Origin of the sequence: Rufibacter ruber (genome assembly GCF_014138425.1) — a bacterium.
GTDB classification, from domain to species: Bacteria; Bacteroidota; Bacteroidia; order Cytophagales; family Hymenobacteraceae; genus Nibribacter; species Nibribacter ruber_C.
On the sequence record NZ_JACJIQ010000003.1, the window covers coordinates 181,651 to 206,461 of the forward strand.

At 48.6% G+C, this 24,811-nt stretch carries 16 protein-coding genes; 13 read left to right on the forward strand and 3 right to left on the reverse strand.

The window, feature by feature from the left end; genetic code table 11:
- Nucleotides 1-46: 46 nt before the first annotated feature.
- Genes FHS90_RS05015 through kduI form a run of 3 tightly spaced genes read right to left on the reverse strand, consistent with a single transcriptional unit; the run spans nt 47 to nt 2,786 of the window.
- A complete protein-coding gene (locus tag FHS90_RS05015) occupies nt 47-1,102 on the reverse strand; it encodes a LacI family DNA-binding transcriptional regulator (protein ID WP_066837466.1) in 1,056 nt (351 codons plus the stop codon).
- Between the two features lie 48 nt (nt 1,103-1,150).
- Nucleotides 1,151-1,939: a gluconate 5-dehydrogenase gene (locus FHS90_RS05020; protein WP_182512183.1), complete on the reverse strand. Its 789-nt coding sequence runs from the start codon at nt 1,937-1,939 to the stop codon at nt 1,151-1,153.
- 7 nt (nt 1,940-1,946) lie between these two features.
- Nucleotides 1,947-2,786 (reverse strand): 5-dehydro-4-deoxy-D-glucuronate isomerase, encoded by an 840-nt coding sequence (gene kduI, locus FHS90_RS05025; RefSeq protein ID WP_182512185.1) that lies wholly within the window; start codon nt 2,784-2,786, stop codon nt 1,947-1,949.
- A gap of 309 nt (nt 2,787-3,095) precedes the next feature.
- Here kduI and FHS90_RS05030 point away from each other — a divergent pair, with 309 nt between their 5' ends.
- The 13 genes from FHS90_RS05030 to FHS90_RS05090 all read left to right on the forward strand — a co-directional run bounded on the left by FHS90_RS05030 (nt 3,096) and on the right by FHS90_RS05090 (nt 24,401).
- Complete coding sequence (locus FHS90_RS05030; protein ID WP_220482990.1) at nt 3,096-6,368, forward strand: SusC/RagA family TonB-linked outer membrane protein; 3,273 nt, start codon at nt 3,096-3,098, stop codon at nt 6,366-6,368.
- Between the two features lie 18 nt (nt 6,369-6,386).
- Nucleotides 6,387-8,261 carry a RagB/SusD family nutrient uptake outer membrane protein gene (locus tag FHS90_RS05035; RefSeq protein ID WP_066837459.1) on the forward strand — a complete coding sequence of 625 codons (1,875 nt, stop codon included), beginning with the start codon at nt 6,387-6,389 and terminating at the stop codon, nt 8,259-8,261.
- Nucleotides 8,262-8,291: 30 nt separating this feature from the next.
- Nucleotides 8,292-9,905, forward strand: coding sequence for a DUF5123 domain-containing protein (locus FHS90_RS05040; RefSeq protein WP_182512187.1), 1,614 nt, complete (start codon nt 8,292-8,294; stop codon nt 9,903-9,905).
- 196 nt (nt 9,906-10,101) lie between these two features.
- The gene (locus FHS90_RS05045) at nt 10,102-11,460 is read left to right on the forward strand and encodes a pectate lyase family protein (RefSeq protein WP_343049597.1); all 1,359 of its coding nucleotides are present in this window, start codon (nt 10,102-10,104) and stop codon (nt 11,458-11,460) included.
- 127 nt (nt 11,461-11,587) lie between these two features.
- Entirely contained in the window at nt 11,588-12,877 is a 1,290-nt protein-coding gene (locus FHS90_RS05050) for a DUF4861 domain-containing protein (RefSeq protein ID WP_182512189.1), read from the forward strand.
- Between the two features lie 171 nt (nt 12,878-13,048).
- Nucleotides 13,049-14,431, forward strand: coding sequence for a pectate lyase family protein (locus tag FHS90_RS05055; protein WP_246386674.1), 1,383 nt, complete (start codon nt 13,049-13,051; stop codon nt 14,429-14,431).
- Between the two features lie 10 nt (nt 14,432-14,441).
- Nucleotides 14,442-15,389, forward strand: coding sequence for a pectinesterase family protein (locus FHS90_RS05060; RefSeq protein ID WP_182512191.1), 948 nt, complete (start codon nt 14,442-14,444; stop codon nt 15,387-15,389).
- 84 nt (nt 15,390-15,473) lie between these two features.
- A complete protein-coding gene (locus tag FHS90_RS05065; RefSeq protein ID WP_182512194.1) occupies nt 15,474-16,709 on the forward strand; it encodes a glycoside hydrolase family 88/105 protein in 1,236 nt (411 codons plus the stop codon).
- 5 nt (nt 16,710-16,714) lie between these two features.
- Nucleotides 16,715-17,704 carry a pectinesterase family protein gene (locus FHS90_RS05070; protein WP_182512195.1) on the forward strand — a complete coding sequence of 330 codons (990 nt, stop codon included), beginning with the start codon at nt 16,715-16,717 and terminating at the stop codon, nt 17,702-17,704.
- A gap of 442 nt (nt 17,705-18,146) precedes the next feature.
- Nucleotides 18,147-19,823, forward strand: coding sequence for a FlgD immunoglobulin-like domain containing protein (locus FHS90_RS05075; RefSeq protein ID WP_182512196.1), 1,677 nt, complete (start codon nt 18,147-18,149; stop codon nt 19,821-19,823).
- A 128-nt stretch (nt 19,824-19,951) separates the two neighbouring features.
- Nucleotides 19,952-21,607, forward strand: coding sequence for a glycoside hydrolase family 43 protein (locus FHS90_RS05080; protein WP_182512197.1), 1,656 nt, complete (start codon nt 19,952-19,954; stop codon nt 21,605-21,607).
- Nucleotides 21,608-21,731: 124 nt separating this feature from the next.
- Complete coding sequence (locus FHS90_RS05085; protein ID WP_246386676.1) at nt 21,732-23,453, forward strand: glycoside hydrolase family 28 protein; 1,722 nt, start codon at nt 21,732-21,734, stop codon at nt 23,451-23,453.
- Between the two features lie 156 nt (nt 23,454-23,609).
- Nucleotides 23,610-24,401 (forward strand): rhamnogalacturonan acetylesterase, encoded by a 792-nt coding sequence (locus tag FHS90_RS05090; protein WP_182512199.1) that lies wholly within the window; start codon nt 23,610-23,612, stop codon nt 24,399-24,401.
- Nucleotides 24,402-24,811 lie beyond the last annotated feature (410 nt).

Below are 24,811 nucleotides of genomic sequence, written 5' to 3' on the forward strand. Positions count from 1 at the left end.
TTGGGTTGCTTCTGAGGAGTGACCTCTTTTTCAGGTGAAATAGTTGTTATGCTTTGGTGTTCTTAGTGGGTGCCTTTGCTTTAAGCGAGGAGCCCCTGATGATCAATTCAGGCTTGAGCACGGTCTTCTGCGGAACCAATTTTTTGTCAGGGCCCGCCTTAAAATTCTCAAAGAAGAGTTCGGCGGTGATTCTACCCATGGTCAGGCTGAACTGGTCAACGGTGGTGAGGGCTGGGTCTGAGAAAGAGGTGAACGGCTCATTCCCGAACCCGGCTAAAGCAATCACATCAGGAACGGCAATCTTTCTCTCTTTCAGCACCTGCATAGCCCCCATGGCACCGTAATCACTGGCGGAGAAAACAGCATCTGGCCATTCTTTCAGTTGCAGGAGTTGCTCCATGCCGCTGCGGCCATCTTCCAGCTGGAGGTTGCTCTTGATGACCAACTCCTCCTGAAAGGGAATTTCGTAATCCCGGAGGGCATCCATGTACCCCCTCAGACGCTCTTTAAACACGCTCACCTTTTTGGGGCTGGTAAAGTGGGCAATACGGCGGCACCCCTGTTGTATGAGATGCTCCACTACTTTGTAGGCCCCCAGGTAATCATCTATCATTACCTGGCTTACCTCCAGCGCATCTGTGGTACGGTCAAACAAAACCAGCGGGATTCCTTTCTCCTGGGGCCGTTTGAAGTGGTCAAAGTTCTCTGTGTTCTTCCCAATAGAGGCAATGATGCCGTCTACCCGTGCACTCAATAAGGCATCAATGGTTTGCACCTCCTTCTCATAGTTGTCATAAGACTGGGAGATGATCACCTTGTAGTTAAGTTTATTGGCAATTTCCTCAATTCCTCTGACCACAGAGGCAAAGAACGCGCGGTCTGCGGTGGGCACAATGATGCCTATGATGTAACTTTTGCCGTTGCGTAAAGCAGCCGCAATATTGTTAGGCTGGTAATTCAGCTGCTTGGCTGCTTTCAAGACTGCCTTCTTGGTGACCTCGCTGATTCTGGGGTTGTCATTCAATGCCCTGGAGACGGTAGAGGCCGTGATATTCAGCTTTTCAGCAATATCATGAATGGTTACTTTGGTTTTAGTGGCCATAAAAGCAGTGAGTTTAAAGATCTAACTTAAAAAAGTTGTTGCTTAAAATTACCGTTCGTTGCTTGGTTTTCCAATGGTAGCCAAAATGCCCCCATCTACATATAAGATTTGGCCGTTGACAAAATCACTGGCTTTGCTGGACAAGAAAATGGTGGCACCTGCCAGGTCCTCAGGGTTTCCCCATCTACCGGCCGGGGTGCGGTGAATGATAAATTCATTGAACGGGTGGCCATCTACCCTGATAGGGGCTGTCTGGTCGGTGGCAAAATATCCGGGGCCAATGCCATTGACCTGTACGTTGTGCTTGGCCCATTCTGTGGCCAGGTTGCGGGTGAGCATTTTTAGACCTCCTTTTGCCGCCGCGTACGCAGAGACTGTATCACGGCCCAGTTCGCTCATCATGGAGCAGATGTTGATAATTTTCCCGCGCTTGCGCTCCACCATGTACTTGCCCACGTGCTTTGACATGATGAAAGGTCCGGTAAGGTCAACATCTAAGACTTTTCTGAAATCTTCTACCTCCATCTCAAGTGCCGGAATCCGTTTGATCATGCCGGCGTTGTTCACCAGAATGTCAATTGGGCCCACTTCCTGCTCAATACGCGCCACGTTCTCCTTCACTAATCCTTCATTGGTCACGTCAAAAAGATACCCTTTCACCGTGAGCCCTTCTGCCTGGTACGCCTGCAGCGCTTTTTCCATTTTCTCTGGCGTGTTGCCGTTGACTACTAGCGTGGCGCCCGCTTTACCCAGGGCAGTTGCCATGGCCATGCCCAAACCATGGGTGGCGCCGGTGACTAGGGCAGTTTTCCCGGAAAGGTCAAATAAATTCAGCATTGTAATACTATTTTAAATCAGTAGGGGCCACTTTGTCCATGTCATTGTAATCCAGGTTTTCACCGGCCATGCCCCAGATAAAGGTATAGTTAGAGGTGCCGGCGCCAGAGTGAATGGACCAGGGTGGAGAAATGATGGCTTGGTGGTTCTTTACCCAGAGGTGTCTGGTCTCCTGGGGTTCTCCCATGAAATGGCAAACCGTCTGGTCTTCTGGAAGCTCAAAGTAGAAGTACGCCTCCATGCGGCGGTCGTGGGTATGCGCTGGCATGGTGTTCCAGACACTGCCGGGTTTCAGTTCGGTCACTCCCATCTGCAGCTGGCAGGTCTCTACCACAGAATTGATCAACACTTTTCTAATGGTGCGGTGGTTAGAGTTTTCCAGAGAGCCCAATTCCACCGTTTCCGCTTCGGCTAAACTTACTTTTTTAGTAGGATAGGTGTGGTGGGCAGGGGCTGAGTTGAAATAAAAATAGGCGGTACCGTTTGCGGCCGGATGAAAAACTACGTCTTTGGCACCTTTGCCTATATATAAAGCTTCTTTCGTTTCAAGAGAAAATTCCTGGCCATCTACAGTGACAGTGCCCGGAGCACCTACGTTGATGATGCCCATTTCCCGGCGGTCCAGGAAGTTGTCTGATCTGAGGGTGGGGATTGTTTCCAGTTTTACCGGAGAGTTCACGGGGTGCACGCCGCCTACTATCAGGCGGTCATATAAAGTGTACACCAATTCTATCGCATCCTTTCTGAAGAGGTTTTCAATCAGGAAAGCTTCCCGTAGTTTTTGGGTGTCATACCCTTTCGCATCAGCCGGGTGTATGGCGTGCCTGGTGGTGTGGTGTAGGCTCATAATTCTAGGCAGATTGATGTAATCGTTTGCGCAAATTACAAATTTATTAATACAATGTATAAAAGTGGGGAAGGAAAAGGTTGGAAAAGATTATTGAAAGGGTTTCTGTGGAAAAGAGGGTAAGATTAAAATATGTTAAAAATATGTACTGTGGGAGGGGTGTTTTAGAAAACTGCTAAAAAACAACAGGTTTTTTTTGTGAAAGAATTTAAAATGTGTTAAATATGCAATCGGTTGCGCAGTTTACCTGTTTAACCGTCCGTTGAAAATACTTATCCTAATCATTAACAAAATTTCAAATTGTTACCTATGCAACAAGCCTTACAAAAGAAGATCCGGTACTTGCTGGTGCTGCCTCTGTTCTTTTACGCCGTGTTAGGAGCCTTTGCGCAGTCTGCTACTGTTCAAGGGAAAGTGACCGATGAAAAGGGGGAGGGCTTGCCCGGTGTGACGGTTCTGTTAAAAGGAACCACCACGGCAAACGCTACTGACGTTGAGGGAAACTACACCCTGACCGTTCCAAACCTGAACGGTACGCTGGTGTTCTCCTATATTGGGTTTCAGCCAAAAGAAGTGGCTATTGCCGGGAAGTCAACTGTTAATGTGTCATTGTCATCTGATACAAAATTTGTTGATGAAGTGGTGGTGGTTGGTTATCAGACAGTAACTAGGAAGGAATTAACCAGTTCGGTGTCTTCGGTGAATGCCAAGCAATTGCAGGATATACCAGTGAGCACAGCGGCAGACGCCTTAGCAGGAAGGTTGGCTGGCGTTCAGGTTACTTCTTCTGAAGGGCAGCCAGGAGCTGAAGTGACCATACGGGTAAGAGGTGGTAATTCTATTACTCAGAGTAACGAGCCATTGTATATCGTAGATGGTATTCAGGTAGAGAACGCTCTGAACTTTCTTTCTCCTCAAGAAATTCAATCTGTTGATGTGTTAAAAGACGCCGCGTCAACTGCTATTTATGGAGCGAGGGGATCTAACGGGGTAATTGTAATCACTACCAAAGGTGGCCGAGATATGCCCACCCAGGTTACTTATAATGGATTTGTAGGTGTAAGGCAAATAGTTAAGAAGCTAGATGTAATGGATCCTTATGATTTTGCCTTATATCAGTATCAAGTATATAACTATAATAGAGATGAGCGATCACGGGAGAGCTTTCGGGATCGCTATGGTCGCTTTGAGGATTTAGATATATATCGCAGTATGCCTAAAACTGATTGGCAGGAAGAAGTTTTTGGTAGAGCTGCTGTTAGCCAAAATCACATTTTAGGTGTGACTGGGGGAAGTAAAACAACTTCCTTTAATATCACACTTAATCATGTTGATGAAGAAGGTATTATGATTAATTCTGGCAATGTTCGTACACTTGCCTCCCTTAAGTTTGACCATAAAGTTAACGATAGATTTAAGATTGGTTTTACTACCCGCTATAGCCGTCAAGAAATTGAGGGTACTGGTTCGTCGTCTACAGGTAATGTAGGGTTTAGCCGGTTGAGAAATGCTGTGAGATTCAGACCTTTTGTCGCTCCAGGATTTGAAGATCAGGTTAATGAATTTGATCCAATAGATTATGAGTTTTCTAACTTGATCAGCCCTGTTCTTTTAGCAAGACAAGAATTACGGTATGATAAGCGTAATGACATTATCTTAAATGGCTATTTTAGTTTAGATCTAATCAAGAATTTAACTTTTAAAAGTGTATTTGGGGTTACCTCAGGTGAAAGAAGAGTAAATGAGTTCTTTGGCCCTGCCACCTCATCTGCATTAAGAGAAAATGGTCAACCCATAGTAAACTTGACAGATAGAAAGGCGCTAACTTACACGAACTCAAATACCTTGAATTACCGTGCTTCTTTTGGAGAAGATCACAAAATAAATGTACTAGTAGGGCAGGAAACCTGGAAAAGGAATAGGGAGGATTATGGCGTAGCAGTGAGATGGCTGCCAGTTGACATTACTCCTGAGCAAGCCTTTGCAGGTATTGACAAAGCTACACCTCCCGCAAATGCTATTCAATCACCTGCTACAACATTTATAACTGGAGAAGCTCTTTTCTCTTTGTTTAGTTCTGTTGGTTATAATTTTAGAGAAAAATACAGATTAAATTTTGCTCTAAGACGTGATGCTTCTTCGTTGTTTGCTCCTGAAAACAAGGTGGGTTATTTCCCAACTGTTTCATTGGCTTGGCATGTTGGAGAGGAAAGCTTTATGGCTAATACCAAAAGCTGGTTAAATGATCTCAAACTAAGGTTTGGATATGGAGCAGTTGGTAATAACCGTATAGATCCAGATCAGTGGAGATCTAATTTCAGTGCTAGTGCTGACTATGGGTATGCATTTAGTGAATCTGTTACTCCAGGTTATTATGCGCCAATTTTGGCAAACAGAGCTTTGGTCTGGGAAACAACTATGTCAAAAAATTTAGGGGTAGATATGTCCTTGTGGAATAGCAGGTTGAATGCCAGCATTGATGTTTATGAGAATACGACAAATGACCTTTTGATTGAAGCGCAAATACCACCAACTAGTGGTTATACCCGCCAGCTTCAGAACGTAGGTGAAACCCGCAATAGAGGGGTAGAGCTTCAGTTAGATGGAGTAGTAATGGATAAAGGCGATTTTACCTGGACAGCAAATTTCAATATTACACATCAGAAGAACAGAATTATGAGCCTAGGAATTGATCCTTCTGGACAACCTTTGAAATCATATCCTTTCCCTTCTGGATGGTTGCCAACACAATCTGTCACATACAATGATTTCTTAGTTCAAGTTGGTGGCCCTGTGGGGCAGTTTTATGGTTATGTAACTGATGGTTACTATAAACTTGAAGATTTTAATTCTACTTACAATGCAGCTTCTAACTCTTGGACATATGTGTTGAAAGACGGTATAGCTAATAGTAGGGAAATAGCTTTAGGTAATAGAGCACCACAGCCAGGTGATCTTAAATTAAAAGATTTAACCCCTGATAATGGTACTTCAATGGTAGGAGCAGATGATAGAACTGTTTTAGGAAATAACCAACCTAAGTTTTTCGGTGGATTAAATCAACAATTAACCTATAAAGGTTTTGATTTGAGTATATTCCTTAATTTCTCATACGGAGCAAAAGTATATAATGCCAATAAGTTGGAGTTTACTACACTGTATGAAACAAGGGATAATAATATGCTGTCTTTTATGCGTGACCGCTGGAATTGGTATGATAATAATGGTCTGTTAGTTACAAATCCAGAGCAATTAGCTGAAATGAATAAAGATGCTAAGTATTGGACACCGGTAAGAGGTAATTACTTTCTGCATTCATTCGCAATTGAAGACGGATCCTATTTAAGAATATCAAATTTGACCTTAGGATATTCATTGCCAGAGTCACTATTAAAGAGGATTAGAGTTATTTCTAAATTTAGAGTGTATGCAACAGTTAATAACTTGGCTACCATAACAGGATATTCAGGTTATGACCCTGAAGCAAATACGAGAAGAAGAACTGGATTGACACCAGGTGTAGATCATGCAGCTTATCCTAGGAGCCGTTATGTCTTAGGTGGGGTGAATGTTACTTTTTAAAAATATTTAAACAGAGCCATGAATACTAAATATATTAAGTCTCTACTTCTTGCAACTACAATTGGGGGAGTATTAACATTATCAGGTTGTGAAGAGTTTCTTACAATTGAGAATGATTCTACATTAACGCAGGATGCAATCTTTGCGAGTATTTCTAATACAGAATCTGCTTTGGTTGGTGTATATAACCAGCTTCCAGGAGATCATGGGTATGGCAATAGGATTTCTATCATTTTTCCTAATGCAGCAGATGATTTTAGAATTAGTGGGGATCAAAATACACAAGGAAGACAAGGAATTGCCCACTATGGTGTTTCACCAGGCAATACTGAATTAGAGCGTCCTTTTAATCAATTATATGCTGGTATTGAGAGAGCAAATATTTGTATAAAAAATATTCCCTTATCACCTCTTTATACAAGTGGTACAGCAAGTGAACAAGCTAAAATGCGAAAGTTTTTAGGGGAAGCATTGACCTTGAGAGCTCAGTTTTATTATGAGCTTGTACGCAACTGGGGAGATGTTCCAGCTCAATTCCAGCCTTCTTCTGATATTCCTGATCTTTATATCACTAAAACAAATCAGGATGAAATATATGATCAGTTATTGGCTGATTTGGCTCAGGCTGCAGATTTAGTTCCTTGGCGTTCAGAAACTGGTGAGCCGTCTACCAGAGTAAGCAAAGCCGCTGTTAAGGCTTTACGAGCAAGAATTGCTTTGGCAAGAGGAGGATACTCTCTTAGGAGAGATACAAAAAAGATGGAACGCAGAAGTAATTATCAAGACTTTTATGCAATTGCTAGAAAAGAATGTCGTGATATTATTTTGAAGAATGAGAATGGCTTAAGTCCAGTTTATGAAGATGTGTTTAGAGCGCTACATGGCAGCTCAAGATCTGCTGGGGCTAATAGAGAATTGATTTGGGAAGTAGGAGCCTACGGCGGAGGTACACAGACTGATACAAAGTTGGGTTATGCCAATGGGCCAAGAATTAATCAAGCAAATCCTAATTATGGTCAGGCAAATGGATTGATTGAAGCTGTTCCTACTTATTTCTATGAGTTTGATTCCATAGGGGATTCTAGAAGAGATGTAACGTTAGCTTATTTTGCTGTTGAGGCAAATAATAATAAGACACTCACCACTCCACTATTAATGAGAGAAGGCAAGTTTAGAAAATATTGGACAAATTTTAACGGTTTGATTCAAACACTAGGTATTAACTGGCCACTTATTAGATATGCAGATGTCTTATTGATGTTTGCTGAGGCAGAGAACGAGTTGAGTGGACCTACTTTAGAAGCTATTGCTGCATTTGAAGAAGTTAGAAAACGTGCTTTTTTTGATCAATGGGAAAATAGAATGGGTACTACTCCTACAACTAAACCCGTATTTTTTAAAGCAATTGTGAAAGAGAGGCTTTTAGAGTTTGGAGGTGAAGGCATTCGTAAATATGATCTAATCCGTTGGAATTTATTAGAATCCACAATTATAGAGACAAGAGCAAAGATGCTTGCTATGAAAGAAGGCAGTGGTCGTTATGCTAATGTTCCACAACATGTTTTCTTTAAGCCTAATCAACTGCTAGGAAGAAATGTAACAGCCCATGAAGAGGCCCTCAGCTTTCAATTATTAGCAGGAATAGGAACAAATGGAGCGCCTATATCTGGAAATGTGAATCAGGTCATGTACCAACCTGCACCAACTGCTACTGCTCCAGAGGGGTCAGGGTATGAGAAAGTAAATTGGAGAGCTGCAATTACAGATCTGCACATTTCTGGACCAGATAGAGCATTCGCAAGCCAATTTACTGCAAATAAGTCAGAGCTTTTCCCAATACCCACCGGTGCTTTGAACGCTAATTTCAGGCTTACCCAAGATTATGGCTATTAATCAAGATGTTGATTATTAAAAGTTAAAGACATGAAAAAGAAGTATTCAAAGTTTTTGTTATTATTTTATCCAGTATTGTTCCTGCTAAGCTTGGTTTCCTGTAATGAAGAGGAGGAAAAATTAACTCCCTCTCGCTTGTTTATGCCTGCAGGACAAATAGCCTCCTCTAGTGGTGAAACTTCGGTAAGGCTGACATGGAAAACACCTGCCAATACAGTTGCTGGTCGAGTGTCTTACACGGTTGAAGTAGCAGCAGATACTTTATTTGCAACACCTGTTATTGTTTCTGCAGTTGCTGATACAACAGCCATCACACTTACAGATGAAAATATCCCGGTTAAACAGAAGTTGTTTGCCCGTATCAAGACAAACGCGAAGGGAGATACGCCAGAGTCTAAATGGTTAACAAGTAACGGGTTTTCTATTAGGGGTATTCAATTATTTACTGATATTCCTGTGAAATCAGAAGATATTACAGATAGATCTGTACGGCTTCGTTTTGTTGCAAGACCAAATACCACAAGGGTAGTAGTAACGCCAACAGGCGGAACGGCAAGAGAAATTACTCTCTCTCCATCAGATCTTACCTCTGGTTTTTTGATAGTAGATGGTTTAACCTCAGGTGCAAATTACAGAGCTGAGATATTTGCAGGAACTAAATCAAATGGTGTAACCACTTTCCAAACCAAAGAACCACTTTCCGGAAACATTGTTGATCTAAGAGGAATCACAGGTAGACCATCTGTATTACAAGATACCATTACTCAAATACCTAATGGTAGTACAATTATTCTTAAGAGAGGTCAAACGTATAATATTTCTGCAGAAACATTGCTTAACAAATCTGTCACCATCACTAGTGGCACAGATTTGACAGAACCCAATTTAGCTTCTGTTTATTTTACTAGCAACTTTGCTATTGCTGAAGGAAGTAATATAGATTATATAATTTTCAGAGATGTAGTACTGACAGGGAGTGATGCTACTGCAAAGTATGTGTTTAATATAAACAAAACCTCTACTATTGGTACAATGACCTTTGAAAATGTGAGAGCTGGCAAATTCAGGGGCATAGTTAGATTACAATCTGCTCCTACTGTCATAACAAATTTTACTATGAACAATAGTATAGTTGACAGCCTTGGTAGCTATGGTGTAATAAACGTTGATGTTGCCACTAGCCAGGCGCAGAACATAGTAATAAAAAACACCACTATTTATAAGGCTGAGAAGATAGTTGTAAGCAGAAACAATTCAACGTCAGTTTTATTTGAGAATGTAACAGTTAATGAGTCTCCATTAGCGAACAACTACCTGGTTGACTACTCCACTACAGGAAGCAATAATGTGGCTCAGGGTGTTAAAATTAATAATACAATTTTAGGAATAGGGAAAGCGGGTAACCAATCTGTAAGGGGGGTCAGAGTTGGAACTAGTACTGCAGTAGAAGCAAATAACAGCTACACTACGTCTGACTATGTTCTTGCTGCCACTGGGGCGTTTCCAATTCCCGGAATAAAAGCCTACAGCGGTACCTCTTTGGCTTTGTGGCAGGATCCTAAGAATGGGAATTTTAAAATTAAAGATGCCAACTTCCCCGGGATGCCTACCAATGTTACGGCTGGTGATCCTAGATGGAGATAAATTTAAGATAAGCACCAGGTGTGGGGAACATTTCCTGCACCTGGTAATTTCTTTCTGACATATGCAATTCAAACACCTCAATGTCAGTAAATTTTTGACACTTTTGGGTATTATGGTTAATCTTTCCTTTACCTGCTGCAAAGGAGAACCCAAAGAGGAACCTGGGCCTATTTCACCAACTGAAACCCCAACGCCTGTGGTGGAAGCACCCTTGGCTTTTCCTGGGGCAGAAGGCTTTGGGAAGGATGTGACGGGAGGTAGAGGGGGAGCTGTGGTGTATGTGACCAACCTGAATGACAGTGGGGCTGGCAGTTTACGGGAAGCCATTAATTTGTCTGGTGCCAGGATCATCTTATTTAAGGTTTCTGGTACCATTGAGCTGCAGTCTAACCTCACAATCAACAACGGGAACGTAACCATTGCAGGACAAACGGCTCCCGGTGATGGCATAACTCTTAAAAGCTTCCCCGTTACTGTGAATGCAGACAACGTGATGATCCGGTTTTTGCGGTTTAGAATGGGAGATGAGGGAGCGCAGGAAGCAGATGCTGTAGGTGGGCGATTCAGAAAGAACATTATCATTGACCATTGTTCCATGAGCTGGTCCACAGATGAGTGTGTATCGTTCTACGCCAACGAGAATTTCACCCTGCAGTGGAGCATTATTGCAGAAAGCCTGAAAAACTCTGTGCATGACAAAGGGGCACACGGGTATGCCGGCATCTGGGGAGGAAAGAAGGCTACTTTTCACCATAATTTGGTTGCCCACCATGACAGCCGGAATCCAAGATTTGGAGAAGAGGCTGGCAAAGCATTTGCGTTGACAGATCTGGTTGACGTGCGCAACAACGTCATCTACAATTGGGGGCCCACCAATAGTGCCTACGGAGGGGAAGCGATGAATATCAATATTGTGAGCAACTACTATAAACCAGGGCCAGCCACTACTAAAAAAGAGAGAATCTTCTCTCCTGACAAAAACAAGAATGTTGGAACAGAAGTGTTTGACACCTGGGGGAAGTTCTTCATTGACGGGAATTACGTTGAAGGAAGCACCAGAGCCACTGCTGATAACTGGGCGTATGGCGTATTCAATCAGTTTCATGGGAGTTACGGGACCGTGCCAGAGGCAGAAAAAAATGCCATGAAATTGGCAGTTGCCCATTCTATCAATAAGAACGTTGCAACCCACAGTGCCCAGGATGCTTATACCCGGGTTTTAGCATGGGCGGGTGCGTCTTTGAAAAGAGATGCCGTGGACGTGCGAATTCTGGAAAATGTGAAAAATACAACCTTCAGTTTTCCGGGCTCCAAAGGCAGTACCAACGGAATTATTGACAGCCAGGCTGATGTGGGTGGCTGGCCAGAGCTGCAGACGGCCCCGGCTCCGGTAGACACTGACCGTGATGGCATGCCAGATGATTGGGAAAGAGCAAATAAGTTAGATCCCGCCAAGGCCAATGCCAATGAAAGAAACCTGAGCACTGCCTATGACAATGTAGAGGTGTATATCAACAGCCTGGTTAAACCCATCACCCAAGGGCAGAAGCAGTAACCAGTTCCCTTCCCGTTTTTAGGCTATATTTGAGAAAACAGCCCTAAAACAGATCATGCCGGTGTATGGGCGATGGGGCAAATACAACAGCAGCAATGCTGGAGTTTATTTACAACAGAAGTGTACCATGAATAGAAGTTTTAAAAATTGGGTAAACGGCGTCTCAGCCTTTCTGCTACTGTTTAGCACCAGCTGTGCCACTACCCAGCCTGCCGCCTCTTCAGAATTTCCGAAGTCATTTACAATACAGGTAACCAATCCTTTGAACCGTGGGCGGGAGAGCAGCCTGGTATTGGTAGACGGGGAGGAGCTTCGCAAAAACAATCCCCAATTTAACCCAGAGGCCTTTGTGGTCATGGACGGCCCAACAGAAATCCCTAGCCAGTACAACGGCAAAGACCACTTCAACAAAGGCGTTGCGCTGGTGCTGGAGAACATGAAAGCCGGGGAGACGCGTAAGCTGACCATCCACTTCAACCCTACAGGCAGCAACAAAAGAAACTACCCCAAACGCACCCAGGCTGAGCTTTCCAAGAAAGTAGGAGGCCGCTGGGAGAATCGGAAATACCTGGGTGGCACTTTCCAGAATATAGACTCCCTGCGTGTACCAGATGAGCTCACAGACCATTCTTATTACCTGCGTTACGAGGGGCCGGGGTGGGAGTCAGACAAAGTGGGCTACCGCTTTTACCTGGATTGGCGAAATGGGGTAGATGTGTTTGGCAAAAGAACAGCAGACATGGTGCTCCAGCAGGTGGGGCAAGATGGGTATGATTCTTACCACAACCTACAGCCGTGGGGCATGGATGTCCTGAAGGTGGGCAAAGCCTTAGGCGTTGGCTCATTAGCCATGTTTGACCAGGGCAAAGCGGTACGGGTAGAGAAGACAGACAGCACCTATGCCAGAATCCTGCAAAACGGGCCTGTTTATTCTTCTATCCTCACTGACTATTACGGCTGGCAGGTAGCGGGCCTCAAGCTGAATGTACACTCCCAGTTGAGTATTCATGCCGGCACCAGAGCCACACACCATCAGATGCGCCTGGAGCGGGGGCAACCGCAGAACATCAGCACCGGACTCATCAAAGACAAAGCGGCTAAATTCGTGTCCTCTAAAGGGGAGGCGGGCAAAAGATACGGCTACATTGCCACCTATGGGCCGCAAAGCTTAAACTCTCCCCCAGACAATGTGGGAATAGCCGTGCTGTTCAAACCCCAGGACCTGCTCTCCATCACTGAAGACCCGCTGAACCATGTGGTGCAGTTAAAACCCACCAACGGGCAGGCCCAATATTATTTTCTGGCTGCGTGGGAGCTGGAGCAAAACGGGATCAAGACAGAAGAGCAGTTTCACCAGTACCTGGCGCAGCTGGCAGAAGAACTGGCCAACCCTGTGCAGGTGAAAATCAGCAAATAATTTCCTGTAGAGGTAGCAAGATTAATTTCTATTGCTGCTTGATCATGGGCTGTTTTTGGCCTGTTTTTTGAAAAACAGGCCAAAAACAGAATTTTTGCGCAGGTGAGAGCAAACGATTGCACACCTGTGCAATGCTTAAGGTAGAAACCATTCACTACTTACCTTTAACGTATGAACGCACTCAGAAAGCTTACCCTCTTAGGCCTCGCCTTCCAGTTTGCCAGTTTAACCGGGTGCGCCCAGAAAGCAGCTTCTGCCGCAGCCACCGCGGCGGCAGAAGAGAAAGAAGCGCTGGCCTTTCCGGGGGCCGAAGGGTTTGGCAAGTACGCCACGGGCGGCCGCGGCGGCCAGGTGGTGGTGGTGACCAATTTGAACGACAACGGGCCCGGCAGTCTCCGGGAGGCCGTCCGGAAGAAGGGGCCGCGTATCATTGTCTTTGCGGTGTCAGGAAACATAGACCTGGAGTCGCCGCTTGATATTAACAACGGGGATCTTACTATTGCCGGTCAGTCTGCCCCCGGTGATGGGATCTGCCTCAGAAACTATCCGGTCAGTATCAAAGCAGACAACGTGATAGTGCGGTACATGCGCTTCCGGATGGGGGACAAAGCCGCGCAGCAGGCAGATGCGGTGGGTGCGAACAAAGGCATGAACAACATCATCATTGACCACTGCTCCATGAGCTGGGCTACAGATGAGTGCGCTTCGTTCTACTACAACAAAAACTTTACCCTGCAGTGGTGCATTATCTCAGAAAGTCTGAATGCCTCTGTACACGCCAAAGGGGAGCACGGCTACGGCGGGATCTGGGGGGGCAGGGGAGCCTCTTTCCATCATAACCTGTTGGCCAGCCACAACAGCAGAAACCCCAGGTTCAGCGGCTCTAAGTCAGTGCCCAACCCGCCAGATGAACTGGTAGATTTTACCAACAACGTGGTCTACAACTGGGGGCATAACAGTACCTACGGGGGCGAGAAAGGCCGTTACAACATGGTCAACAACTACTACAAGTCTGGTTTGGCCACGCAGGAGTCTAAGAGAGACAGAATCGTGAACCCCTCTGCCCCTTATGGGAAATTCTACGTGGCGGGCAATTATGTAGACGGTTTCCCGGCAGTCACCAAAAACAACTGGCATGGCGGCGTGCAGCCAGATCACAAAGACTCTGTTCAGGCGGCTAAAGCCGAAAAACAGTTCACCGTAGTGAGCGTGCCCACGCAGGAACCGCAGGCGGCCTTTGAAGCTGTGCTCAGCCAAGCGGGTGCCAGCCTGAAACGTGATGCCGTAGATGCCCGCATTGTGCAGGAGGTGAGAGCCGGCAGGTCTACCAACGGAAAGCATAAAAACGGCATCATTGACTCCCAGCAGGATGTGGGCGGCTGGCCAGAATTGAAATCACTTCCGGCACCCGCTGATAAAGACCAGGACGGCATGCCAGATGCCTGGGAGCAGCAGCATAAACTGAACCCGGGCAGCGCGGCAGATGCCTCGGCCAAGACCCTGAGTAAATTCTATACCAACGTAGAAGTGTATTTGAACAGTCTGGTAAAGTAGGAGCATAAGAATGAAGTGGAAGATCTTACTTATTTTATTCCTGACCGGTTTCCTGGCCCACGCCCAGCAGAAGCAGCTGCTGGTGGCGCAAGACGGAAGCGGTGACCATACCACCATTCAGGCGGCGGTAGACGCTATCCCGGCTTTCCCGGAGGAGAGGATCGAGATCAGGATCAGGAACGGCGTGTATAGGGAGAAACTGGTGATCCCCTCCTGGAAGACCAGGATTTCCTTTAAAGGGGAAGACCGGGACAAAACCCGCATAGTCTGGAATGACTACTCCGGCAAAGGCGAGATCAACACCTTTACCTCTTACACGGTACTGGTGCAGGGCAATGAGTTTCAGGCCGAAAACATCACCTTTGAAAACAACGCAGGCCCGGTAGGGCAGGCGGTGGCCCTGCACGTGGAGGCAGACCGCTGCGTGTTCAAAAACTGCAACATCATTGGCGACCAGGACACGCTGTACGCCGGGGTAGACAACAGCCGCCAGTACTATGTGAACTGCTACATAGAAGGCACCACAGATTTTATCTTCGGGCCGGCCACGGCAGTGTTTGAGAACTGTACCATCCACTGCAAAAAGAACTCCTACATTACCGCCGCGTCTACACCCCAAGACCAACCCTACGGGTTTGTGTTTTTGAACTGCAAGATCAACACGGCCTCGGCAGAGGCCACTAAGGTCTATCTGGGCCGGCCCTGGCGGCCGTATGCGCAGGCGGTGTTCCTCAATTCAGAGCTGGGCGCGCACATCAGACCAGAGGGGTGGCACAACTGGAAGAAACCTGAAGCTGAGAAAACCGCCTTTTACGCCGAATATAAATCATCGGGGCCCGGGGCTGCCAAAGACCAGCGGGTGCCATGGTCAAAGCAGCTCACCCGGAAAGAGGCTAAGAAATTTACTCCAGAGAAAGTCCTGGCCGGCAAAGACAACTGGAATCCAACCAAAAACTAACCCCTGTTTTCGGCCTGTTTTCACAAAAACAGGCCGAAAACAGAAAATGAAACGCTAGAACCGCTTACGCTTATCTGACAAACCATGAAACAAACGTCCCTCTATCTCCTGCTTGCGTTCTTGGTAGCAACTGTTGCCTGCCGCTCCGGCCAGACCGGAAGTACCCAAGTACCAACGTCCCCGGCAGGTAAACCCTATTCTGTCTGGATGGCTGACTCAGAGATGAAACGCAGTCCGGAGGGCTGGATGATTGACTTCCGGCCCGAGCCGAAGTGGGACTATACCCAAGGCTTATTCGCCAGTGCGTTGGAGCGGGTGTACAAGCGCACCGGTGACCGTACCTACTTCACCTACATCAAGGCCTTCGCAGATACCATGATCACGGCGGAGGGCAAGATCAAAACCTATAAGAAAACAGACTACAACATAGACCGCGTGAACCCGGGTAAATTCCTGATTTTCCTGCACCAGGAGACGGGTCAGCAGAAATACAAGCTTGCCCTGGATGAACTGCGCGACCAGATGCGTACCCACCCCAGAACCTCAGAGGGCGGTTTCTGGCACAAGAAAATCTATCCGCACCAGATGTGGCTAGACGGTCTGTACATGGCCTCGCCGTTCCTGGCCCAGTACGGCGCCACCTACAACGAACCGGCAGTATTTGATGACGTGGCCAAACAGATCATTCTGGTAGACAAGTACACCTATGTGAAGGAGAAGAACCTGTTCTACCACGGCTGGGACGAGAAGCGCGAGCAGAAGTGGGCAGACCCCAAAACCGGGCTTTCACCCAACGTGTGGGGCCGCGCCATGGGCTGGTACGCCATGGCGTTAGTAGATGCGCTTGATTTCCTACCGCAGAACCACCCGCAACGCAACGAGGTCATCGCCATCACCAAGAAAATGGCGGGCGCCTTGGCCCAGTACCAGGAGCCCAAAACCGGGTTGTGGTACCAGGTGGTAGACCAAGGCGGCAGAGAGGGAAATTACTTAGAAGGTTCGGCGTCTAGCATGTTCACCTACTTTTTGGTGAAGGCCAGCAAAAAAGGCTACATAGACAGCGGGAAATATCTTCCGCTGGCGCGGAAAGCCTACAACGGCATCTTAGAGAACCTGATCAGGAAAGAGGCAGACGGCACCATCAGCATCACGCAGGTTTGCGCCGTGGCCGGTCTGGGCGGTAACCCGTACCGTGACGGCACCTATGAATACTACATCAACGAGGAGCGCCGTGACAATGACCCCAAAGCCGTTTCTCCGTTCATCATGGCTTCCCTGGAATTTGAGGAAATGGGTAGGGCACAGGCATCAAATAAATAGAGCCCATGGGAGTTAGAAAAGTTATTCTACTGTTCCTGCTGTCCCTGATTCTGCTGGAACCGGCGTATGCCCAACGGTATGACTTTGTAGTGGCCAAAGACGGCAGCGGGCAGTTCAAAACGGTGCAGGAGGCCATCAACGCTGTACCTGATTTCCGGAAGAACCAGACCACCATCTATATCAAAAACGGGGTGTACAAGGAGAAACTTACCTTGCCTTCCACCAAAACCAATGTGAAACTGGTGGGGCAGGACGTGCAGAAAACCGTTCTCACCCATGATGACTATGCCGCTAAGAAAAACCGCTTTGGCGAGGAGATGGGCACCACCGGCTCCTCCAGCTTCTTTGTGTACGGTGACGATTTTACGGCTGAGAACATCACGTTTGAGAACTCGGCTGGCCCGGTGGGGCAGGCGGTGGCCGTGCGGGTAGACGGGGATAAGGTCATGTTCAAGAACTGCCGGTTTCTGGGTTTTCAGGACACCCTGTATCCGCACGGCGAAAAGAGCCGCCAGTACTATAAGAACTGCTACATAGAAGGCACCACAGACTTCATCTTCGGGTGGTCAACGGCGGTGTTTGAGGGGTGTGAGATCTACAGCAAGAAAGGCGGGAGTTTTGTGACGGCGGCCTCTACCTTAGAAGGCACACCGTATGGTTTTGTCTTCCTCAACTGCCGCCTTACCGGCGATGCCCCTGAGAATTCTTATTATCTGGGCCGGCCCTGGCGGCCGTTTGCCAAGACGGTATTCCTCAACAGCTATTTGGGCAAACATATCAAACCCGAAGGCTGGCATAACTGGAGCAAACCAGACGCTGAGAAGACCACTTTTTATGCTGAGTTTGGCTCTACCGGACCAGGGACAGCCCCAAAGCAACGGGTAAGCTGGTCTAAACAGCTGACGGCAGAAGAAGCGCAGGAATATACCCTGGAAAAAATCTTCGGAGACTGGGACCCATTGGCAACTAAGCAAACCCCGCAGGCGGGAAAGTAATGACTTTCCGTTTTTGGCCTGTTTTTATGAAAACAGGCCAAAAACGGAAAAAAGTAACACGCATTCCGTCCCCCTTTGGAGGGGGTAGGGGAGGACGAAGCGGGAAAAGTAGCAAAAGCCGGGGCTATAATGAAAATACCGCTTGATTCTCGGCTATAAACGCTGATCAGCTGTCAGCTGTTCAGGATTTCAAATCCCGAACCACACTGTCGGGGATTTCTAATCCCCGTTGAGGCAAGCCTGAAAAACCAGGGGATTAGAAATCCCCGACATAGGACTTTCGGATTGATAAATCCGAAAGAGCAGAGAAGAACAAAGGAAGAGCAGTGTCTTTCCGTTTATGGCCTGATTTTCTAGAAACGAGCCAAAAACGGGAAGAAGCAAACCGATAAAAGACCAATTAAGACCAACAGGAAATATGAGAAAAAAACTACCACATATCATGGCACTACTCGTGCTGTTGGCCCTTGAAACCTCTGTCGGTTTTGCGCAGCAGCTGGCTTTTCCGGGAGCCGAAGGGTTTGGGCGTTTTACCACCGGGGGCAGGGGCGGCACGGTGATTGAGGTCACCAACCTGAATGACTCCGGCACCGGCAGCTTTAGGGCGGCGGTCAATGCAACGGGCGCCAGAACCATTGTCTTCCGGGTGAGCGGCACTATCAAATTGCTTTCGGCCCTGCCTATTAAAAACGGAAACCTCACCATTGCGGGCCAGACCGCACCCGGTGACGGTATCTGCATCAGCAACCAAACTGTGACGGTAGACGCAGACAACGTGATCATCCGGTACATGCGGTTCAGGCTGGGAGATGAGGCGCAGGTGGAGAATGACGCCATCTGGGGCAGGAACAAGCAGAATATAATTATTGACCACTGCACCATGAGCTGGTCAGTAGATGAGACGGCCAGTTTTTACCTGAACAGGAATTTCACCATGCAGTGGTGTCTCTTGAGCGAAAGCCTGTACAAATCTGTCCATAACAAGGGCAACCATGGCTATGGCGGCATTTGGGGCGGCGATCAGGCTACGTTCCACCACAACCTGTTAGCCCACCATACCAGCCGCAATCCCCGTTTCAACGGCGGTGGCCGGTCTGGGATCAACGGGGGTACCTATCCCAATGAGCACGTTGATTTCAGGAACAATGTGCTCTACAACTGGGGCGATAACAGTGCCTACGGCGGCGAGAACGGTAAATACAACATGGTCAATAATTATTATAAACCTGGTCCGGCTACCCCAAGCAGTAAAAGCAAACGCATTGTGCAGGTCTCCTATGAGTCAGATCCCCAGTTCGGGGCAGGCTATGGCACCTTCTACATCAACGGCAACTACGTGCACGGCAACGCCACCGTCACCGCCGACAACTGGGCCGGTGGCGTAGACTATGACGCAAATATTACCACGGCCCAAAGAGCCAGCGTGCGGCTGCAGGCGCCCATTGATTACCACATGGAAACGACCCATACCGCCCTTGAGGCGTATGAGGCAGTTTTGGCCGGGGCCGGGGCTAGCCTGAAGCGGGATGCGGTTGACACCAGGATCATCAATGAGGTGCGTACCGGTACTGCTACGTATGGGGGAGCCTATGGTGCCAGCAAGGGGATTATTGACACCCAGGGCACCGTAGGCGGCTGGCCAACCTTAGAGTCACTGCCGGCGCCCGCAGACGCAGACAAAGACGGCATGCCAGATGCCTGGGAAAATCAGAACGGCCTAAACCCAAATGATGCTTCAGACCGAAACGGGGACCGCAACAGCAACGGCTACACCAACCTGGAAGATTACCTGAACAGCCTGGTACCGGCAGCAACTCTCACCTCCTCTGCAGAGGAAAAGGCGGTTATTGCCACCCGTCTGTATCCCAACCCTTTCACGGTCTCCACCACCCTGGTGTTCACCGCCGCCCAAAAGGCCCAGGCGCTGGTGAGGGTACTTGATTTAACCGGCAAGGTGGTCGCCACAGTTTTCCAGGGAACGGTTACCCCGGGAACCCACCAGGTGGAATGGAACGGGAAAGACAGCCACGGCGGCTCAATGGGCTCCGATCTTTACCTGGTTTCGCTGCAGGTAGGCAATGATGTGGTGGTGAGGCGTGTAGCCCTTGTAAAGGAATAAGTGTGTTTTGGAGCCGTTTTTACAAAAACAGGCCAAAAACAGAAAGTTGACGGGAAGGCCGGTTGGTTCCCGCCTTTGGCGGAAGACCAGACCCGCACTCTTTAGCAGTACCAAGTGAACCAAGTGACATGCGTATAAAGTACTACACCGCCGGATTGCTCTTACTGATGGCCTGTCAAGCAGAGAAACCCTCTACCCGTCCACCTGCCTCAGCGGCTGCGCCCACCGGCGAAGTTTCAAAAGTGTGGGTGGCAGACAAAGGCAACGGCACCTACCAGAACCCGGTCATTGACGCCGACTACTCAGACCCTGACGTTTGCCGGGTAGGAGATGACTACTACATGACCTCCTCCAGCTTCAATGCCATTCCGGGGCTGCAGATCCTGCACTCCAGGGACCTGGTGAACTGGAAGATCATTGGCTATGCGCTAGAACGCCAACCGCCGTTTGAGCACTTCTCCCAACCGCAGCACGGCAACGGCGTATGGGCGCCCTCCATCCGGCACCACAACGGTGAATTCTACATCTACTGGGGAGATCCTGACTTTGGCATCTACATGGTGAAGACCAAAGACCCCGCGGGTAAGTGGGAGGCGCCTGTCCTGGTAAAAGCGGGCAAAGGCCTGATTGACTCCTGCCCGTTCTGGGATGAAGACGGCAAGGCCTACCTGGTGCACGGCTGGGCCGGAAGCCGGGCGGGCATCAAGAGCATTCTCACAGTAAACAGGATGAACCCAGAAGGCACCAAGGTTCTTGATGAGGGCATGCTGGTGTTTGACGGGCATGAGAACCACCCTACCGTGGAAGGCCCCAAGTTCTACAAGCGGAACGGGTATTACTACATCTTCGCTCCGGCGGGCGGGGTGGCTACGGGTTGGCAGCTGGTACTTCGCTCTAAGAACGTGTACGGCCCCTATGAGGAGAAGATTGTGATGGATCAGGGCAAAACCACCGTCAACGGCCCACACCAGGGGGCATGGGTAGACACGCCTAGTGGCGAAGACTGGTTCCTGCACTTCCAGGACAAGGAGGCTTATGGCCGCGTGGTGCACCTGCAGCCCATGAAGTGGGTGAACAACTGGCCGGTGATTGGCGAAGACCCAGACGGCGACGGCAAAGGTCAGCCCGTGATGGTCTACCAAAAGCCGAACGTGGGCAAGACCTACCCAGTGGTGACCCCGCAGGAATCAGATGAGTTCAATGAACCCACCCTGGGCCTGCAGTGGCAGTGGCACGCCAACCCCAAGTCCACCTGGGCATTCACCACCAACCGCGGCGTATTACGGCTGTACACCCACCAGCTGCCCGAAGGCGGCAAAACCCTCTGGGATGTGCCCAACCTGCTCCTGCAGAAATTTCCGGCGCAGAGTTTTACCGCCACCACCAAAGTGAAATTCACGCCAAACCCAAAGCTGGAGAAGGAGCGCACCGGTTTGGTGGTCATGGGCGAAGACTATGCCCACCTCTCCATAGTAAGCAAAAAAGACGGGCTGTACCTGACGTACGCCTCTGCCCTGAAATCGCACAAGGGTACTCCTGAGAAAGAGCAGATTCTTGGCAAATTGAGCGGCAACGAGGTGCAGTTGAGGGTAAAGGTAAGTGCGGGCGCCAAGTGCCAGTTCAGCTACAGTGAAGACGGGCAGAATTTCAAGCAGGCGGGGGAGGTCTTTACCGCCGTGCCTGGCCGCTGGATTGGGGCAAAAGTGGGCATCTTCGCTACGCGGGAAGACAAAACCAATGACTCCGGCTTCGCCGACTATGACTGGTTCAGGATCACACCTTGAGTGAGTGCGTTTTCGGGCTGTTTTTCAGAAAACAGGCTAAAAACAGAAAAAGTAAGTTTAGTAATTGACGAGTAAAACAGATATGAGGAATTTGATGAAGAACCGAGTACTACTGGCAATAGGCATGGCCGGTTTAGTTCAGTTTTCGTGCCAGCGGCAGCCAACCGGGGTGGCAACGCCCGCCGCCGCCGCTGCTTCCCAAACCACCGGCGGCAGCGCAGGCGTTGGGAAAGACGCTCTCACCTTGGAGCAAGTTTACCAGGGCATTGAGTTCAACATGCCAAGGGTGCAGGAAACCAGCTTCCCGGCCTACAAGGTAAGCATTACCCAGTTCGGCGCCGTGGGCGACGGCATCACCAAGAATACCCAGGCGTTTGAAAAAGCCATTGCCGAGGTGGCCGCCAAAGGGGGCGGAACAGTGGTGATCCCCAGGGGGCTGTGGTACACGGGGCCCATTGTGCTGAAAAGCAACATCAACCTGCACGCCGAGGCGGGCTCCATGGTCATCTTCAGCCGTGACTTTGAGGATTACCCGTTGATCAAGACCAGCTTTGAAGGCTTGAACACCTACCGCTGCCAGTCGCCCATCTCCGGTAATAATCTGGAAAACGTGGCCATCACGGGCTCCGGCACCTTTGACGGCAACGGGGATGCGTGGCGCCCCGTGAAGAAAAGCAAAATGACCGATGCCCAGTGGAAGAACCTTACTAAAACTGGAGTTTTGAGCGAAGACGGGAAGACCTGGTATCCTTCTGAGAAGTCTAAGAAAGGGGATGGGAAAGACAATTTCAACGTGCCCAACTTCAAGACCAAAGAAGAGTTTGAGGCCGTGAAAGACTACCTGCGTCCGGTGTTGTTGAGTCTGGTGAACTGCAACCGGGTGCTGCTGGATGGCCCTACGTTCCAGAATTCACCGGCCTGGAACCTGCACCCGCTCATGTGCCAGAACGTGATCCTGCGCAACCTGAACGTGCGCAACCCGTGGTATTCCCAGAACGGCGACGGCCTGGACCTGGAGTCCTGCAAAAACTCGCTGGTGTACAACAATACCTTTGACGTGGGCGATGACGCCATCTGCTTCAAATCTGGCAAAGACAAAGACGGCCGTGACAGAGGAATTCCCACTGAAAACGCCATTGTGAAAAACAACGTGGTGTACCACGGCCACGGCGGTTTTGTGGTGGGCAGCGAAATGTCGGGTGGCGTGAAAAACATTCACGTGTCTAACTGCACGTTCATGGGCACTGACATTGGCCTGCGCTTTAAGAGTACGCGCGGCCGCGGCGGCGTGGTGGAGAACATCTGGATCTCCAACATTGACATGATTAACATTCCCACCCAAGCCATCAGCTTCAACCTGTTCTACGGCGGCAACTCCCCGGTACTGGAGGAAGACCAGAAAGCCAGCACTGAAGCCCGCGTAGAGAAACAGGTGCCGGTGACGGAGGAAACCCCTTCGTTCAAAAATATCTGGATGCGGGACATCACTGTGTCTGGCGCAGATGAGGCGGTGGCCTTGCAAGGACTGCCCGAGATGAACCTGCAGAACGTGTCTATTGAAAATGCTTTCCTGAAAGCCAAAAAAGGCATCACGGCGGTTGATGCCACCGGTATTACGCTGAAAAACGTGAAGGTGCTGACTGACAAAGGCCCGGCGCTGACCATCTACAACAGCAAAAACGTGAACGTGCAGGGGCTTACGTACAAAGACAGCCAAGAGCCAGCCGTGAAAGTATTGGGGCCTTTGACGCAGAATGTGAAGCTGCAGAACAAGGATTTCAAGAATTCCGCCACCCAAATCTCACAGGGGAAAGACTTGAAGAAAGCCGCGGTTTCAGTGCAATAATCTTTAGGGCCGCCGGCGTAGCCACTGCGTCTGGGAGCCTTCTGGTAGTTTTTCAGAAGCAACCTTCACCTAAAAGCCGTTTCTGTTTTGGAGCTGTTTTGGCTAAAACAGCTCCAAAACAGAAACGGTGATTCTCTCCCTATTTCCCCTTACCCAATGAAAAAAAGACTTGTTCCTGCGGTAGTGCTGCTCCTGATGGTTATGGCCTTCGCCCCTTTCAAAAAGAAAGTGGCGCGGGTGTATCTTATTGGTGACTCAACGGTGGCAGACTACTCTGACTATGACGGCGAAGACTACATGAACAAACGCTATCCGGTGATGGGGTGGGGGCAGGTGTTTCAGCCATTTCTGCGGGCAGACAGCGTTTCTAAGATTAAGCATATTATCAAAGCAGATAGTGTGATCCTCTTGGACAAAGCCCGCGGCGGAAGAAGCACCCGTACGTTTTTTGAGGAAGGCCGCTGGGCAGCGGTATACCAGGAGCTGAAGAAAAATGACGTGGTGATGATTCAGTTCGGGCACAATGATGCGGCAGAGAACAAGCCGGAGCGCTACGTGAACGTGCAGGGGTATAAAGAGTACCTTCGGCTGTACGTGAACCAAACCAGGCAGAAAGGCGCGTATCCAATCCTGCTCACGCCCGTAACCCGCAACTACCCCTGGAAAGACGGTAAAATTGGGAACGTGCACGGGGAGTATCCGCAGGCGGTAAAAGACGTGGCCAGGGAGTTGAACGTACCGTTGATTGACTTGCAACAGCTGTCCATTGATTCTTTCTCGGCCAAAGGCCAGGAATATGTGACCGAACACTATTTCATGAACCTGCCGGCGGGCAAATACAAAAACTACCCAGACGGCCAGAAAGATAACACCCACTTCCAGCCCGAAGGAGCCAAAGAAGTAGCTAGATTGGTGTTTGAGGGAATGAAAAGCCTGGCAAAGAAATAACACCGTCCCTCTGTTTCTTTAAGGGCACAAAGCCGGGGAAGTTGGTTCTGTGGGAAATATGCTGTTAGCCACAGTCATTTGGGTAAGTGCAGAAATTATTTCACAGGTCTGTTTTTGGCCTGTTTTTGAAAAATCAAGTCAAAAACAGACTTGTGAACACGGCAAATCCATCTCCAGATCGCCCTTTTGACTGAGTTAAAAATTGCAATAAAACTATTTTAAAGCTATTTTAATGATAAAAAGGTATTTTTACCTTGATTATTAAAAGATAATTGATGATATTTAAATATTAAGGAGGGGCAGGCGGTGCTGGGGTAGAAAAAGGGAGGCAAATGAGTGCCTTTTTTTAGTTCAAGTTTGTGCAATCGATTGCTCATGAAAAGAGGTAGCTTCTAAAAGAAGGGGTACAA

Coding starts and splice junctions, on each gene's coding strand:
- FHS90_RS05015 (WP_066837466.1), bottom strand. CDS start 1,102: ATGGCCACTAAAACCAAAGTAACCATTCATGATATTGCTGAAAAGCTG.
- FHS90_RS05020 (WP_182512183.1), bottom strand. CDS start 1,939: ATGCTGAATTTATTTGACCTTTCCGGGAAAACTGCCCTAGTCACCGGC.
- kduI (WP_182512185.1), bottom strand. CDS start 2,786: ATGAGCCTACACCACACCACCAGGCACGCCATACACCCGGCTGATGCG.
- FHS90_RS05030 (WP_220482990.1), top strand. CDS start 3,096: ATGCAACAAGCCTTACAAAAGAAGATCCGGTACTTGCTGGTGCTGCCT.
- FHS90_RS05035 (WP_066837459.1), top strand. CDS start 6,387: ATGAATACTAAATATATTAAGTCTCTACTTCTTGCAACTACAATTGGG.
- FHS90_RS05040 (WP_182512187.1), top strand. CDS start 8,292: ATGAAAAAGAAGTATTCAAAGTTTTTGTTATTATTTTATCCAGTATTG.
- FHS90_RS05050 (WP_182512189.1), top strand. CDS start 11,588: ATGAATAGAAGTTTTAAAAATTGGGTAAACGGCGTCTCAGCCTTTCTG.
- FHS90_RS05055 (WP_246386674.1), top strand. CDS start 13,049: ATGAACGCACTCAGAAAGCTTACCCTCTTAGGCCTCGCCTTCCAGTTT.
- FHS90_RS05060 (WP_182512191.1), top strand. CDS start 14,442: ATGAAGTGGAAGATCTTACTTATTTTATTCCTGACCGGTTTCCTGGCC.
- FHS90_RS05065 (WP_182512194.1), top strand. CDS start 15,474: ATGAAACAAACGTCCCTCTATCTCCTGCTTGCGTTCTTGGTAGCAACT.
- FHS90_RS05070 (WP_182512195.1), top strand. CDS start 16,715: ATGGGAGTTAGAAAAGTTATTCTACTGTTCCTGCTGTCCCTGATTCTG.
- FHS90_RS05075 (WP_182512196.1), top strand. CDS start 18,147: ATGGCACTACTCGTGCTGTTGGCCCTTGAAACCTCTGTCGGTTTTGCG.
- FHS90_RS05080 (WP_182512197.1), top strand. CDS start 19,952: ATGCGTATAAAGTACTACACCGCCGGATTGCTCTTACTGATGGCCTGT.
- FHS90_RS05085 (WP_246386676.1), top strand. CDS start 21,732: ATGGCCGGTTTAGTTCAGTTTTCGTGCCAGCGGCAGCCAACCGGGGTG.
- FHS90_RS05090 (WP_182512199.1), top strand. CDS start 23,610: ATGAAAAAAAGACTTGTTCCTGCGGTAGTGCTGCTCCTGATGGTTATG.